Here is a 15,221-nt window from a genome sequence, read left to right on the forward strand (position 1 = left end):
TCAGGTCAGTTGTCCGAAGGGCTGTCGTCGTAGGAGCGGCGCAAGGTCTCGAGGGCCCGGGTGCGCGCGCGGATGTCCTGCTCCTGCTGGATCATCTTCATGACCCGCAGCATGAATTCGAAATCCTCATCCTGGTCGGCACCGGCCGAGCCGCCACCGCCACCGCCGCCTTTCTCATCCTTCTCGCCCTCCAGCATCTTCGCCCACTCCTTGAGCTTGGCGGCCCAGTGGTCGGCGGCACCGCGGGCGATCGCACCGTGGTTGATCTCCAGTTCGCCGCGCAGGTCTTCCAGCGCCAGATCAATCCGCGACTCGGTCATCGCGTCCAGGATCTTGCGGTAGGCTTCCTTGTTGGTGCGGGTGAAAAAGTGGTTCAGGTCCTCTTGGATCCAGCGCACGTCGGAAGTCGTGTTCGCCTGCTGCCGGACCGTTTCGGCCAGTTTGGTTTCCTCGGCGGGATCGATCTCGTCGCGCGACAGGCCGCCGGTCCGCTCGATCGCTTCCCAGACGCTGGAGCCGATGCCTTCCTGCTCGGAGGCGGCCTTCTTCAAGCGGTTGACGAAGGTGCTGGCCTCGAAGCGCTGGTTGGCATCGTTCGCCTTGTCCACCGCGTCCTGCATCTTCTCGAGCACTTCCTTCTGCTTCTCCACGGCCTCCTTCATGTCCTGCTGGGACTTCTCGTCGGTATTGCGCTGGTCCTGGGCCTCGCTCAGCTTGCCCTCGACCTTGGGCATGTCCTCCTTGGACAGCTCTTTCATCGATTGCATGGTCTCGGCCATTTTCTTGAGCGTCTCCTTGTCGATCGACTCGTTGCGGGCGCTGTTCTTGAAAAGCTCCTCCATCTTCTGGGCCAGCTCCTTCATCCGGTCGGTTTGCTGGCGCTCGCCTTCCTGCTGCGCCTCCAGGCGCTTCATGTTCTCCTCCTTCTTGCGCTCCTCCGGCGTCAGGCGTTCGAGACGCTGGTTTTCCTCGTAGAGATTGCGCTCGCGCCGCGCCAGGTCTTCCAACTCGCCGATCGCCCGGTCGAACTGGGTCTTGAGCATCTGCGCGTGCTCGTCGAGCGTCAGCACGAACAGCGTCACCGGCTCGGAGAAGGTCCGCGGGCGGCCCGGCAGGTAGTCTTCCGCCCAAGCCCGCAGGATCAGCTTCTGCGGCGGGATCTTGTAAGCCGCAGGGGAGAAGGCCGCGTTCGAGGATAGCCGGCTCATCGCGGGCGCGCCCTCGGCCAGTTGGAGTTCGCCGCTCGCCGGGGTCTCGTCGGTTGCGCGGGTGAATTCGCCGCGCCACTCGATCCCGATCATGCGCACTCCGAAGTCGTCCTCCGAGATCGTTTCGAAATCGACCGTCTCTTCCGGCAGGATCACGTGCTGCTTCGGGATGCCCTGGATGTAGATGCCCGGCGCTTGGTCGGGCAGTGAATCGACCCGCACCTTGAAGCCCTTCTCACCTTCCAATCCGATCACGTCGGACCAGGCGATCGGCAGCGTGAAACCTTTCTCCGCCACCGCGATGTCCGGCGTGCGGGCAGTATTGGCGCGAACTTCCATCGCGCCTTCCTCACCTGGCGCGGTGACCTCTTCCTGGGTCAGCGGGCCGTAGCGCGCTGACGCCAGATCGCGGGTGGCATCGATGGTGACCTGCACCTTGCTGCCCTGGACCGCGGAAAGCACCCCGGCTCCCAGATCGACCTCGCGATCCGGCAGGCCGAGGTAGTCGGGATGCTTGATCTCGGCGAAGACCCGCCGGATCGCCGGGCGCAGGGTCGGGGTCACGCGGATCGAGTGCTTGGCATCGCCGATCACCACCTTGAGCACCGCGGGGTCCTGCTGCGCCGGGAAATCGAAGCGGTACTGCGAGCCTTCCAATGGTGCTGTGATAGGGTCCTGCCGGCCGTAGCGAGCCTCGCCGGTTTCCGGTCGCCATTCGCTGTCCTCGGACAACCGCAGCGTGATCGAGAAGGCCTCGCCCTGCGGCACGGGCATCGCCGCCGGGACCTTCTCCAGCATCGTGAAAGTGTAGCGTTCGGCCGGGGACAGCGGCATCAGCCAGCGCTTCAGCGAACTCAGGCCGGCCTTCGGGGTGAAAATCAGTGCGGCGGTCGCGGTCAGGAACAGCGCCATCACCGCCAGCGCCCATGGCTTTTGCCGCGAGGCCGGCAGCGCGTCGTCCAGCTTCCGCCGCTCGGTCTCCTGCGCCACCCGCTCCATCGCCGCCGCCCGCAGCCGTGGCGAGAGCGTGTCCGCGGCTTCCACCTGGCCCTGAAGTTCCACGACGCCCAGCAACCGGTCGCCCAGCCCCGGATAGCGGCGCGCGATCAGCCGCGCGAGCTGGTTCTCCCGGCGGTGCTTCCAGACCCAGCGGTGCAGCCACAGCGGCGCGAATACCGCCATCAGCGAGGTGCCGCCGAGCAGGATCCCCAGCCGGACAATCCCCGGCGTCTGCCAGACCCGGTCCAGCGCGAACACCAGCAGGTAGGAAAGCAGCAGCCCGAAGAAACCTGCCAAGACTGCCTCCGCGATCTTCGCCCGCCACAGTTGGCGGCGGAACGCGCCCAACTGCTTGCGCAGCGATTCGGGAATCGGGATCTCAACCGGCGTTTGCGGGTCTTCGGACATGGGTAATTACGCCAGAAACGTCGGATGTTTCATCTGCTTTACCAAAGTCGCAGGGGAAGGGCCGGAATTCCAGCGGATTTCTCGCAATCCGTAGGATTCGGTAGGGCGGCTTCAATCGCCGACATACGGGTTCCCAGCACGTTCCGCGCCGATCGTCGTTTCCGGGCCGTGGCCGGGGAAAACGACCGTATCCGCCGGCAGTGTGAACAACTTCCCGCGGATCCCGTCCACCAGCAGCCCCATGTCCCCGCCGGGCAGGTCCGCGCGCCCGACCGAGCCCGCGAAAAGCGTGTCCCCGCCATACAGCTCGCCGCGCTCCGCCAGGTGGAAGGTGACGCTGTCCGGCGAGTGCCCCGGGACGTGCGCCAGCCCGATCTGCAGGCCGCCGATTTCGAGCGTCTCCCGGCCCCCCAGGATTTCCTCGACGGTGTAGGGCGGGACCACGATCGGCATGCCCCAGGAACGGACCCGCTCTTCCAGGGTCAGCTCCGTGGAATAGGCCGCCCACGCGTAAACCTTCGCCCCCGTGTCCGCCACCGCTGCCGCATCTTCCACGTGGTCGTAGTGCTGGTGGGTCAGCAGCAGCGCCACGGGCCGGATGCCGCGGGCTGCCAGCCACGCCGCGATGCCTTGCGGCGCATCCACGAGGAGGTGTCCGCCCTCGGGCGTTTCAATCAGGTAGCCATTGGTCTGGACGAAGCCGCCGGTGAAGCAATCGGGCATGTCCGGATCAAGCTCAGCCCATGCCGGACTGTCAAATGTCGGGAGCGGTGTAGCCGCCCTGGAGTGCGGAGACTTGTCGCCGCTCTTCTATCCGCAGGCTTGTCGAGGACGAAGGACGGGCGATCCGCGCTTGGACTGGTGAGGTCAGCACGGCCCGTGCTTCGGACGCTCGACAAGTCTCGCTAAGAAAGGCGGTGACGAGTCCTGCCCGTTACCCACAACTTTTCGAGGTCGTACTTAAATCGCGCTGGTACTAAACGACTGTTTACATCAGCTTCGCGGATGGACCTCGATTCTTCCGACCTCAATCCTCCCGACCCGCAAGCCGCCCTCTCCTGGGCTGGAACCGAATTTGCAACCTTGGATTGCGGCGACCCTCGCCGCAGCCGACGCTTTGTGCGTGTGGCCTCCGACTTCGCACGAAATCCCACCGCCCCGGTTCCCGCCGCTTGCGGCGACTGGTCCGGCACCAAGGCCTGCTACCGGCTCTTCGACCAGCCCGAGGTCAACTGCGGGGCGATCCTCGCCGCCCACCGCGCCGCGATGCTGGATCGGCTGCGGGCTGGGGACGAGGGAACCGCGCTGCTGGTCTTGCAGGACACCACCGCGCTCAATTACGACAACCATCGTAGCAAGGAAGGCCTGGGCCCCACCGCCGGCCATGGCAAGGATCGCTCCCCCGGCCTTTTCGTCCACGGCCAGCTCGTGGTCGGCACGGACGGCGCGGTCCACGGCCTCGCCTCGGCCCTTGTCTACGCCCGGCAACCCCGCGGTGCCGGCGAGCCCGCCGGCAAGCGCAACCGCCAGCCCTTGGAAGAAAAGGAAAGCCACCGCTGGGTCGGCGGCTGGCACGAGGCGCAGCGGCTGTGGGAAGACCTCGGCGGCACGCGCGCGGTGCTGTCGGTCGCCGACCGCGAGGCCGACATCTACGAACTGCTCGCCGCCTGCCAGCAAACCCGCGCGCAACGCGGCGGCGGAGCCGGATTGCTGGTGCGCAGCCAGCACGACCGCAAGCTTGAGGACGGCGGCACGCCGTTGTGGCAGACCCCCGCCGCGCTGCCGGTGACGGCCACCCTCGTGGTCGACCTGCCGCGGGGAAAGCAAGGGCTCAAGGCGCGCAAGGCCACCCTCGCGGTGCGGGCCGGGCGGGTCCGTCTGGCGGTGCCCGCCCACAAGAAGAAACACCTCGGGCTGTCGGAAAGCCTGGAACTGTGGGCGCTGGAAGTCCGGGAGATCGACCCGCCGCCGGGCGTGGAGCCGGTGTGCTGGCAGTTGCTGACGACCGAACCCGTCGCGGACGCCGGCGACGCCGCGCGGCTGGTCGGCTGGTATGCCCTGCGCTGGCGGATCGAGGACTTCCACCGCGTGCTCAAGACCGGCTGCCGGGTGGAAAGCCGGCAGGTGCGCGCGGCGGAGAAGCTCAAGGCCTTCATCGCGCTGGACATGGTCGTAGCGGTGCACCTGCTGTCCCTGGTTTGGCAGGCGCGGATCAGCCCGGGGCTCCCCGTGGAAGGCTGGCTGGAGCGCGACGAATGGGAGGTGCTCCCGGTGCACGCGGCGGGCGGCGGGCCGCCGCCGGAACGGCCGCCGGCGACCGGCGAAGCGGTGCGGATGATCGCGAGGCTGGGCGGATTCCTTGGGAGGAAGAGCGACGGGGAACCCGGCCCCGAAGTGCTGTGGCGGGGCCTCGCAAAGCTGCGGACCCTCGCGCAGGCGTGGCGAGTCTTTAAAATGAAAAGTTGTGGGTAACGGGCAGGACGAGTCTCCGCACTCCAGGGTCGCTGCGCGACTTTTCAGAGCATGGGGGCGTCCTGGTTTTCGAGGCCGAGCAGGAAGGCCTTGGCTTCGAGGCCGCCGGCGAAGCCGGTGAGCTTGCCGTTCGAGCCGATCACGCGGTGGCAGGGGGCGATGATCGAGATCGGGTTGCGGCCATTGGCGGCACCGACGGCGCGGACGGCGGCGGGGTGGCCGATCTGCTTGGCGATCTGGGCGTAGCTGCGGGTCTCGCCGAAGGGGATGGTGACGAGGGCGGTCCAGACCTTGCGCTGGAAGTCGGTGCCGGCGGGGTCGAGGGGCACCGTGAATCTGGCGAGCGTGCCGGCGAAGTAGGACTGGAGCTGGCGCCCGGTTTCGAGGAGGAGCGGATGGCCGGGGTTCTCCACCAACTCGCCGAGGCGGACGCGCTTCGGGTCGTCGTTCTCCCACAGGATCGCGGCCAGGCCCTTGTCGCTGGCGACGAGGCGCAGCAGGCCGACCGGCGTTTTCATGTCCTTGTAGTAGTAAGTTTTCACGAGGGCAAGATGACCGGTTCCGGGAAAAGTTCTGGCCGTTTCCGGACATGAAAGCGAAAAAATTCGCATGTCCGAAAATGGCCAGCATCGGAAAGAAAGCGGGGCTAGGGTGGCGGCATGGTGATCGACCCGCATTCCGCCTACGAGGCGCTGACTTCCCGCGATCCGCGTTTCGACGGGGTCTTCTACGTGGGCGTGACCTCGACCGGGATCTATTGCCGGCCGGTGTGTCCGGTGAAGGCGCCGATGGCGCGGAACTGCCGCTTCTTCGACAGTGCGGAGGCGGCGGAGAAGGCGGCCTTCCGGCCCTGCCTGCGCTGCCGGCCGGAGCTGGCACCCGGGCACGCACCGATGGACAACGCGCACCGCATCGCCGGGCTGATCGTGCAGCGGATGGAGGAGCAGGCGGACGAAGACGGCGGCGGGCTGGAGGAGATCGCCGGGCAGTTCGGGATCAGCTCGCGGCAGTTGCGCCGGATCGTGCAGAAGGAACTCGGGGTCTCGCCGGTGGAGTTATTGCAAACGCGGCGGCTCTTGCTGGCGAAGCAACTGCTGACGGAGACCAAGCTGCCTGTGACGGAGATCGCCTTCGCCAGCGGGTTCTCCAGCCTGCGGCGTTTCAACGACGCCTTCAGCACGCACTACCGGATGCCGCCGACGCGCTTGCGCAAGGAGGCGGTGCAGCACGCGGCGGAGATCGCGGCCAGCGATACCTCCACGCTGCAACTCAGCTACCGCCCGCCCTACGATTGGAAGGGCACGCTGAACTTCCTGCGCCTGCGGACGATCCGGGATGTGGAATTCGTGACTGCGGACAGCTACGCGCGCACCGTCCGCCTGGGCAAGCAGCGCGGCTGGATCCGGGTGACGCATGCGCCGCAGAAGCACGCGCTGATGGTGGAGTTTTCCCATTCGCTGGTGCCGGTGCTGCCCGCGCTGTTAGGGCGGCTGCGCCATCTCTTCGATCTAACAGCCCGGCCCGACCTGATCGCGGCGCACCTGATGAAGGACCCGCTGCTCAGGGAGATCGTGGCGAGCAATCCCGGCATGCGCGTGCCCGGGGCCTTCGACGGCTTCGAGACCGCGATCCGCGCGATCCTGGGCCAGCAGATCACGGTGAAGGCAGCGACCACCATTTCCTGCCGCTTCGCCGATGCCTTCGGCGAGGAGATCGAGACGCCCTTCCCGGAGCTGTCGCGGCTCACGCCACTGGCGGGAAAGGTCGCGGCGGCGAGCATTGATGACGTGGCGAAGCTCGGCATCGTCAGCGCGCGCTCGGCTTGTATCATCGGCTTGGCGCGGGCGTATCATTCGGGATCGCTGCAACTCGAAGCCGGCGCGAATCCGGAAGCCGCGATCCAACAACTCGTCGCGCTGCCCGGGATCGGTCCTTGGACCGCCCAATACATCGCGATGCGCGCCCTGCGCTGGCCGGATGCTTTTCCGAAGGAAGACATCGCGGTGCGGAACAATCTCGGTGGGGTGAGTGCGAAGCGGGCGGAGGAGATGTCACAAGGATGGAGGCCGTGGCGGAGCTATGCGGTGCTGCATGTGTGGAGGGGCAAGGTGGGGAGCGGGGGGCTTCCGGTAAGCTAGATCGCCCCGATGCGCCCCGTGGAGCCGCGTTTCCGCCGGCCCTCCGGAGCTGGGAGCCGAGGCGGCGGACGTGACAAACTTATTGCGAGATCCGCTTTCGTGGGTCAAATGCCCGCTGTCATGGTGGTCTTCGAATTCAAATTCTCGGAAGAAATGATCCTCGAGATGTACCGCAAGTACCATGGCACCAGAAAGCTGGCGCGGTTTGAGACTCCGGTGCGATGGATCGCCAGCGTCATGCTGGTGGTCTTGGCGGGTTTGCTTTGGTTCCTTGAGTCCTATCTCGTGGCAGTGGTCATGGTGATCGTGCTGGTGCTCTTTCTTTCCGCGCGCCGCATCGACCGGTGGCTTCTGAAGCGCAGGCTTCGCAAGTCACCTCATCTCAACGATGAGCTTCGCATCTGCCTATCGGAAGAAGGATTCTCGACCAGGGGCTCGAAGTCCAGTGGCGAGCTGCAATGGGCGGTCTTTACCGAAGCTCGCCTCCTTGAGGATGGCATCCTGCTTTTCGAGGGCCCACAGGTATTTCGATTTCTGCCGTTCCACACCATCACCAGGGGCAGGGCGGGAGAAGCAGAGGAACTGGTCCGGACCTACGTGAAGGAATCCAAGGTCTTCGCCCATCGCTAGATCGGGATTCCGAGAGGCGGAGGCGTTATGGTGACTCTTGCGCCATGGCGAGGATGCGGGCGAGGGCCTGGAGTTCTGGAGCGGGAGCCGTGTAGTCCGCGAGCATTTGCCGTGCTGCGGCGGGGCGATCGACGGCGAGGACGGAGAAGACCTCTTGGGCGGCGAGCTTGCGGGCGGTGGGGTCGGTGACTTGGGTGACGAGTAGCCATGCTCCGGCCGGGTCCGAGTCGCCGGTTTGTTCGATGATGGCCAGGCGGGCGGTATCGCGGTCCTTGCCCGGGGGCAATTGACCGACCCATTCGATGAGGCCGGGGAGGTCTTCCCCGGAATCGAGCCAGCTGGTGGTGACTCCCTGGATGGCCGCGGATTGCTGTCCGGCTTCAGGGAGATTTTTCACCGCGGCGACGGCGGTTTCCAGATCCTGGTTCGCCCAGTTCTCGAAGAGATAGGTCGGAGTGACCGGGTTGTAGCCATAGTTCTGGACGTAGTAGTTCACCGCTTCCTGCGGAGCCCAGGTGCTCCATCCGGACAGCGCGCCGCTGATCGCGTGGGCTTGCAAGATGCCGACTGCGAGTGATTTCGCCCAGGCGATGGCCCCGAGGGGATCGGTCTTGGCGAGGTCGAAGCCGATCTGCTCGCCCGCTTTGAGGAGGTAGTCGGCCTCGGGCGTGTCCGGCTGCATGAGCGCGTAGCCGTTGGTCTCAAGATACTCTTCGTATAGCTCGCGGGTCTCGAACTCATCCTCGGGCTTGACCCCGGCTTGCTGGCGGTCCTTCTCGCGGAGGCTGGTGTATTCGTTCTGAATTTTTTCCAGAAACGCCTTCAGGAGCGCTGCTGCCCGTGTCGGGTCCGCATCCGAGATTGCGGTTACCACGCCACCCATGGCGAGGGTCCGTTCGGTGTGGGCGTGGATGGAGTTCGCCCAAGTCATCGCGGCGGCGGGATCGTGCTTCACCAAGGCGGCCCCCATCGTTGAAGCTGCCGAGAGGCGCGGTGCGACCGACTTGATGCCGGAGAAAATTTCGATCGCCTTCGCCGGAGCGGTGGAGGCCATCGCCGGGGCGATTCGCGCGAGGGCCATGTCGAGGTCGAGGCTGACGAGGTATTCCCGCGCCCAAGCTTCCGCGCCATCGGGATGGGTCGCCATGAGGTAGGTCACGATGGCTTCCGCCACGTAGCGCAGTTTGCCCTTCAGTTCGGTTTTTCCGGCGGCCGTTTCGAAGCTGCGCATCAACGCGACGGAGAAACGCTTGGTGGACTCCGAGGTGAGGCCCTCCGAGACGAGTTGCGCGTCGACGAACGCGAGGTAGTTGTCCAGGTCATCCTCCATCCATGCCATGGCGAGCGCGGTGGCGATCTCATCCCGCAAGCCGGCGTCGGCGATCGCGAGGACCTCGCGCATCAGCGCGGGTCGGGCCGCGGCGGGGACCTGCCGGATTTTCTCCATCCAGTCGGCGGCTGTTAGAGGGTTGCCATGGGTTGCTGGACGGGGAGCGGCCGGGGCGGTGTGGGGCTCAGAGGCTGCCGCTGGAGGAGGAGTGGAGCGAGGGCCGGAAAGAAACAGAAAGGCGATCGAGACGAGGGCGACCGCAGCAATGATGAAGGCGAGGGCGCGAAGCTTTGAAGAAGTCTGCATGTTAGAGGCTGTCTTGGAAATGGCGGCGGATGGCGGTGACCGAAAGCGAAGCGATGTGGTGGGGAGCCTTCAGGCGCATCCCCAGCCGGACCTTTCGGAGAAAGGTCCCTGCCTTGCGGACAGAAGTTGAACGGAGCGGGGAGAGCGCCTCTCCCCGCTCCGTGGAATCCTATCAGATCCCGTGGCTTAGTTGACGACCGGCTTCAGCTTGATGGCCTTCATCTTGATGTCGGTATCGCCATCGGCATCGGTGGCTTCGACCGTGAGCATGACCCGGGGTGACCCGTCTGCCGCGGCGAGAGCGGAGGAGAGCGGCATGCTAGCCGTCCAACTCTTGTTGTTCTCCGCCTTGGTCAGGGACACGGGGATCCGCTTGCCATTGAGGAAGACCGACACGAAGTCGAGATCGGCGGCCTTCACGATCTTGCCGCGGATATCGAGCGTGGCTTCGGCCCCGGTGCCGACCTTTTTCGGAACGCCGGCGAGGGTGATGATGGGCCCGCCGGATGGCTTGCCCTTCTTCACCTTCACGGCGTAGGTGAAGGATTCCTCGGGCAATGCCGGAGCCAGCGGGGTGGAGTAGCGCTTCTTGGAGACTTGCTCGAAGGCGTAGGCGAGCTTGAAGACTTCCACGTCTTCGTAGCCCTTGCCGACGAAGATCAGGCAGGTTGGTTCGCCATCAGGAAGCGAGCCGTTGGGGACGACCGTGCCCGGGATGTGCATCGCGTTGATCGGGTCGCGGCCATTGACGGAACCGACGGTCGCGGTCTTGCCCGAGTCCACCGGGAAGACCAGGGCGTCGAGGTCCTCGGCGTCCATCCATGCTTCCAGCTTGCGGCGGATTTCGCGGACGGCCGTGTAGTGCTCCTCGGCCTCATCGGAGGCGAAGGAGAGCGCTTCAGAACCGGTCACCACGGAGTTCTCCCCGAAGGTGTACATGTAGCCGATGGTGGTGTCGTTGATCGTCCGGCTGCCGGTATTGCCGGTTGGCAGGGCGGCCTTCGCGATGACCTTCGCGGCCAGCGTGTCGGTGGTGTCGCCGGGGGTCCGCACCAGGAACTCGACCATTCCCCGGTGGGCGTAGGCGTTGAAGCGGCCGCTGATCGGCTGGGAGGAGAGCACGCGCTGGGGGGCTTCCGCGCCACGATCATAGGTGGTGCTGACAGCGGGCGGCAGGAATACGGTCCTGACGGTGGCTCCCGCGCCTTCCATCAGGGTCTTCGAGGCTTCGAGATTGGCGAAGACCTCGGGCCGGGTGGTCATGATGTCGGTCGTGGCGGACGTCGCACCTTCGCCGGGCTCGGGATGGGTGAGACCGACGTAGGTGCCGATGATGCCGAGCTTCTTCCCGGAAAGCGTCGCGGTTTCGATGGCCTTGTTGAAGCCTTGGGGGAAGGGCCGCCCGTCGGTGAACAAGGGCAGGATCGGTGCCCAGGGGTCCTCGGGATCCTGGAAGGAGACGGCGTCGCGGATGGCGGCGATGTCGCCGACGTTGCGCGCCATCGGGCCCACGACATCGCGCTCGGGGCTCAGGTTCACGATGTGATTGGAAGGAAGGGCACCGGCGGTCGGGCGTTGGCCAGCGAGGCCATTGCGATCCGAGGGGCCGCGGATCGAAGCGCCGGTTTCCCCGCCGAAGGCGAAGAACGCGAAGTTCGCGGCGGTGGCGACGGCCGAGCCGCCGCTGCTCCCGCCGGCGGTGGTGCCGAGCACGTAGGCGTTCTTCACGGCACCCTTGATCTGGGAGGTCGAGCTCTGCCCGGAGTTCGCCCAGGTGTCCATATTGGCCTGGCCCATGATGATCGCGCCGGCTTCGCGCAGCTTGCCCACGAGGAAGCAATCTTCGGGGGCGATCAGATCGGCCCAAGCGGTGGTGCCGGCCGAGGTCGGCAAGCCCTTGACGCTATAGGAGCCTTTGACCAGGCAGGGAATCCCGTGCAGGGGGCCGAGCTTGGTGCCGCTGGCGCGGAGACGGTCGGCCTCGCGCGCTTGCTCGAGGACGTCCGGGCTGATGTGGAGGACCGAATTGAAGAAGGGGGCGCCATTCTGGTCGTAGATCGCGATCCGGCGGAGGTAGATATTGACCAGCTCCACGCTGGTCAGAGCGCCGGAGTCCATCGCGAGCTGCACCTCCTGCAAGGTGGCGGTTTCGAGATTGAATTCGGTTTCGAGTTTCTTGGCGGCGAAGGCACTGCCGGGCAACGAGGTCGCCAGGGCGGCGACCAAAAGCCAACGCCTCGCGGAGCCCGGGTAGGGGGCTGCTGCGGATGGTCGCAAACGGGAGGGCTTGCTGGCTAGCGGGGATGGTAGGAAGGCCCCGCGGGCGGATGGAGGAATGTTGCTCATGGAATACGTTGTGAACGGGTTTGATCGTGCATTCCTCACAACCCGAACCTTCGGTCCGCATGCTTGATCGGAAGTCCGGTTCCCTTCGATCCGGACAGTTCGTGAGGTGCGGTGTATAAAGAGCGCAGGGTGTGCCAGCGCGTCCCCGCGAATGGCGCGGCGGGATGAGTTTGATCTATCAAGAACCGCAAAAGGCATGAAAGGCGCTTGTTCTCCTTTTGCTAGGTACATGCATTCCTATTCCAGCGGGCAAATAGTGGATGGCTGGCAACCCGCCTGCTTCTCCGCCTCGCATGCCCGACCACGGTCCCCGCCAAGCGCCCAGGCACGACGCTGCGACCCAGGAAGTCATCCGTATCAAGGCGGCGAAATCCGTCCTCGCGGGCAAGACCATCAAAGAGGTTGCCGAGATTTTCGGGGTCTCCCGGTCAGCGGTCGGCAATTGGTCCCGGAAGGCGCGTCAGCACGGCATCAATTCCCTGAAGGCCGTAAGCCGGGGTCGACGACATGGGCAGAAGCGAGTCCTTGATTCACAACAAGAAATGCGGATTCAAAAATGGATCCGTGAGAAGGATCCACAGCAGTTCGGCCTGCCCTTCAAGCGATGGGAATCCCGCGCCGTCATGGCTCTGGTGCTACAGCGTTTCAAAATCGCGATGCCGCGCCGAACCGTGCAGGACTACCTCTATCGCTGGAACTGCAATGCTCGCTCGTCCGCGAGCAGACCGGTCGCAAAAAAGTCCGATGCGAAGAGGTCGGGCCGGCGTTTGAAATAGACCAGAGGGAGAAAATGCAGGGTATCTGTTAGGCGTCTATTTGATCGCGCGCTGCGAGATGGAGTGTTTCTCATCGAGGCGTTGTCCCGATGAATCCAATATGTCATTTTGATTAACAATTGGATCAAATCAGCACAGTAGGTCAAAATGGGAGGCGGCTGGGCCCGATTCTCTTCCGGATTTTTTTCGCTTCGTCCATTTTGGTCGGTTTTTCCCGACCGCTTATCCGCTTCGGGAAGAGGGGCCGTGGAGACCGCTACTCCGGTTTGCTGAACGCTTCCGTGGCCGCTTGGAGGAACTGATCCCGGGCCTTCCATTGGTCGCCGCTGGTGCATTGGACCATGAAGATGGCGATCATGCCGGTCTTCGGGTTGACGGAGAGGTCGGTGCCGTAGGCTCCGTCGTGGCCGAACATGCCGTTGCGGAGATGATAGCCGAGGCTGTAGTTCAGCTTGGTGGTGCCGGTTTGTTCCTTGCGCAGTTCATCCATGGCGGCGGGGGAGAGGTAGCGCTTGCCGGCGAGTTCGCCGTTGTTCGCGAGCATCATGCCGTAGCGAAGGATGTCATGAGTGGTGGAGAAGAGGCCGCCTCCGGCTTCCGGGAAGCGATGCGCGCGGTCGCTGAAGGGCGGGGTGAGGAAGCCGACGCTGCCGCGGACGCAGGCGGAGCCGTCCTTGTTCGGGCCGTAGGCATTGGCGAGGCGGGCGATCTGGGCTTCGCTTGGCCAGAAGGTGGTTTCCTTCATTTCGAGGGGATCGAAGAAGCGTTGTTGAAGGAACTGCTCATAGGGCATGCCGCTGAGGATCTCGACGATGCGGGCGGCGATGTTCATGCCTTGGTTGCCGTAGGCATATTTCTCGCCCGGTTGGGCCTGGAGCGGGCCGGTGACGGAAGGGATGGCGCGGGCCTTGAGGGAGGTCGTGTCGGCGCCCGCCAACTGCTGGAGTTCGGAGAGGCCGGTGAGGCCGCTGGTGTGGCTGAGGATGTGGCGGATGGTGACCGGGCGGGCCAAGGGCTTGAGCAGGATGTGATCCGGGTCTTTCTCCGTGACGACCATCCACTTGCCGAGTTCGGGGATGAACTTGGCCACGGGATCGTCGAGGCTGATCTTGCCTTCATCCGCGAGCAGCATGATGGAGGCCCCGACGAACATCTTCGACATCGAGGCGACCCAGAAGACATTGTCTTCGCTGATCGGTTTCTTGGCCTCGGCATCGGCGTAGCCGGCGATGTTCCGGTAGCGAACCTTGCCCTCACGGTCCGCGACGATGCCGATGATGCCCGCGAGTTTGTGACTGTCGAGATAGGGCTGCATCGCTGCGGCGACCTGCGGGCTGGCTGGAGGCTCGGATGGGACTGCGCTGCCGGGGATGGAGGAGATGAGGTGGATTAGCACGGCGATGCCAGCCGTGCGAGCGAGAGAGAAGGGGTTCACGGCGGGATCTACATGGGCGCCGGTAAATTTATTTCAGGCTCTCCGTCAGGTTTGCTGATGGGGGAGCAGCCACGGATCACAGCCGGAGGAGAGCGAACGAATCGCGGAGGCGCAGAGGTAGCAGGGGGAGCGCGGAGAGAAGGCAGGTGCCCGGGTTGCTTATTTTAGGAGCGGGCGGCCTCCGCGATTTTCTTGCGCATCGCTTCGTCCGCCATCGTTCCGTAGCCGGCCTGCATGTTGTCGCGGAGGTGAGCGATCTTCGAGGTCGCGGGGATCGCGCAGGTCATGGCGGGGTGCGAGACGACGAATTTCAGAAGCAGCTGCGGCCAGCTCGTGCATTCGATTTCCTTCGCCCACTCCGGCAGCGGCTTCGCCAGCAGGGCCTTGAGCAGTTCCCCGCCCGCGAAGGGCCGGTTCGCGATCACCGCTATGCCACGGTCCTTGGCCATGGGCAGCAGGGTCTTTTCGGCATCGCTCTCGCCGACGGAGTAATTGATCTGAACGAAATCGAGCGCTTCGGCGGCCAGTAGTTTCTCCACCGCCCCATGCTGGCTGGCGGTGTAGTGGGTGATGCCGAGGTAACGCACCAGACCGTCCTTCTTCCAGCCGCGGAGGGTATCGAGATGGACGGCGACGTCCTTCAGGTTGTGGACCTGCATCAGGTCGATCGGCTTGGACTGGAGTTTCTCCATGGAGGCCTTCATCTGGGCAATCCCCTGATCCTTGCCGTCGATCCAGACCTTGGTGGCGACGAAGAGCTTGGGGCGCAGGCCGAATTTCGCGATCATCGCGCCCGCGACTTCTTCCGACTTCCCATACATCGGCGAGGAATCCAGGACTTTGCCGCCGAGCTCGACGAAGGCTTGCAGGATCTGCTCGAGCGGTGCGGCCTTGTCCGGCGGGACATCGAAGGTCTGCCAGGTGCCCATGCCGATCACCGGCAGTTTCTCGCCGCTGGAAGGGATCGCACGGGTGTTGATGGCTTTGGTGGGGGCGTCGGCCGCGTTTGCAAGTGCGGTGGAGCCCGCTCCGGCGGCCATGATTCGCAAACTGTCGCGTCGTGTCATGTCGGGAAGCATGGCACGGGAGGAGGAATCTCAAATCTGAAATTTGAAATCTCAGAATCTGAAATCTCAGAATTTGAGATCTCGGATTTGAGATTGGGGATCTGAG

At 64.7% G+C, this 15,221-nt stretch carries 11 protein-coding genes; 4 read left to right on the plus strand and 7 right to left on the minus strand.

Annotation, left to right across the window (positions count from 1 at the left end; genetic code table 11):
* Positions 1–5: 5 nt before the first annotated feature.
* A complete protein-coding gene (locus ABWK72_RS00325) occupies positions 6–2,615 on the minus strand; it encodes a hypothetical protein (protein WP_367872783.1) in 2,610 nt (869 codons plus the stop codon).
* A gap of 111 nt (positions 2,616–2,726) precedes the next feature.
* Positions 2,727–3,338 carry an MBL fold metallo-hydrolase gene (locus ABWK72_RS00330; RefSeq protein WP_367872784.1) on the minus strand — a complete coding sequence of 204 codons (612 nt, stop codon included), beginning with the start codon at positions 3,336–3,338 and terminating at the stop codon, positions 2,727–2,729.
* A gap of 282 nt (positions 3,339–3,620) precedes the next feature.
* On the opposite strand from ABWK72_RS00330, the gene ABWK72_RS00335 reads away from it, so the two are divergent.
* Positions 3,621–5,087 carry an IS4 family transposase gene (locus ABWK72_RS00335; RefSeq protein ID WP_367870641.1) on the plus strand — a complete coding sequence of 489 codons (1,467 nt, stop codon included), beginning with the start codon at positions 3,621–3,623 and terminating at the stop codon, positions 5,085–5,087.
* Positions 5,088–5,131: 44 nt separating this feature from the next.
* Here ABWK72_RS00335 and ABWK72_RS00340 read toward each other — a convergent pair whose 3' ends face one another.
* A complete protein-coding gene (locus tag ABWK72_RS00340; RefSeq protein WP_367872785.1) occupies positions 5,132–5,629 on the minus strand; it encodes a methylated-DNA--[protein]-cysteine S-methyltransferase in 498 nt (165 codons plus the stop codon).
* A gap of 120 nt (positions 5,630–5,749) precedes the next feature.
* Here ABWK72_RS00340 and ABWK72_RS00345 point away from each other — a divergent pair, with 120 nt between their 5' ends.
* Positions 5,750–7,225 carry an AlkA N-terminal domain-containing protein gene (locus ABWK72_RS00345; protein ID WP_367875383.1) on the plus strand — a complete coding sequence of 492 codons (1,476 nt, stop codon included), beginning with the start codon at positions 5,750–5,752 and terminating at the stop codon, positions 7,223–7,225.
* A gap of 18 nt (positions 7,226–7,243) precedes the next feature.
* Entirely contained in the window at positions 7,244–7,855 is a 612-nt protein-coding gene (locus tag ABWK72_RS00350) for a hypothetical protein (RefSeq protein ID WP_367872786.1), read from the plus strand.
* 25 nt (positions 7,856–7,880) lie between these two features.
* On the opposite strand, the gene ABWK72_RS00355 is transcribed toward ABWK72_RS00350, so the two are convergent.
* Together ABWK72_RS00355 and ABWK72_RS00360 are read right to left on the minus strand one after the other, a co-directional pair.
* A complete protein-coding gene (locus ABWK72_RS00355) occupies positions 7,881–9,491 on the minus strand; it encodes a hypothetical protein (protein WP_367872787.1) in 1,611 nt (536 codons plus the stop codon).
* A 186-nt stretch (positions 9,492–9,677) separates the two neighbouring features.
* Positions 9,678–11,837, minus strand: coding sequence for an amidase (locus ABWK72_RS00360; protein ID WP_367872788.1), 2,160 nt, complete (start codon positions 11,835–11,837; stop codon positions 9,678–9,680).
* Positions 11,838–12,130: 293 nt separating this feature from the next.
* On the opposite strand from ABWK72_RS00360, the gene ABWK72_RS00365 reads away from it, so the two are divergent.
* A complete protein-coding gene (locus ABWK72_RS00365) occupies positions 12,131–12,613 on the plus strand; it encodes a helix-turn-helix domain-containing protein (RefSeq protein WP_367872789.1) in 483 nt (160 codons plus the stop codon).
* Positions 12,614–12,869: 256 nt separating this feature from the next.
* On the opposite strand, the gene ABWK72_RS00370 is transcribed toward ABWK72_RS00365, so the two are convergent.
* Together ABWK72_RS00370 and ABWK72_RS00375 are read right to left on the minus strand one after the other, a co-directional pair.
* Positions 12,870–14,048, minus strand: a complete 1,179-nt coding sequence (locus ABWK72_RS00370; RefSeq protein WP_367872790.1) for a serine hydrolase domain-containing protein — start codon at positions 14,046–14,048, stop codon at positions 12,870–12,872.
* A 164-nt stretch (positions 14,049–14,212) separates the two neighbouring features.
* Positions 14,213–15,115, minus strand: a complete 903-nt coding sequence (locus ABWK72_RS00375) for an aldo/keto reductase (protein WP_367872791.1) — start codon at positions 15,113–15,115, stop codon at positions 14,213–14,215.
* Positions 15,116–15,221 lie beyond the last annotated feature (106 nt).

Origin of the sequence: Luteolibacter sp. Populi (assembly GCF_040801775.1) — a bacterium.
GTDB lineage: Bacteria > Verrucomicrobiota > Verrucomicrobiia > Verrucomicrobiales > Akkermansiaceae > Haloferula.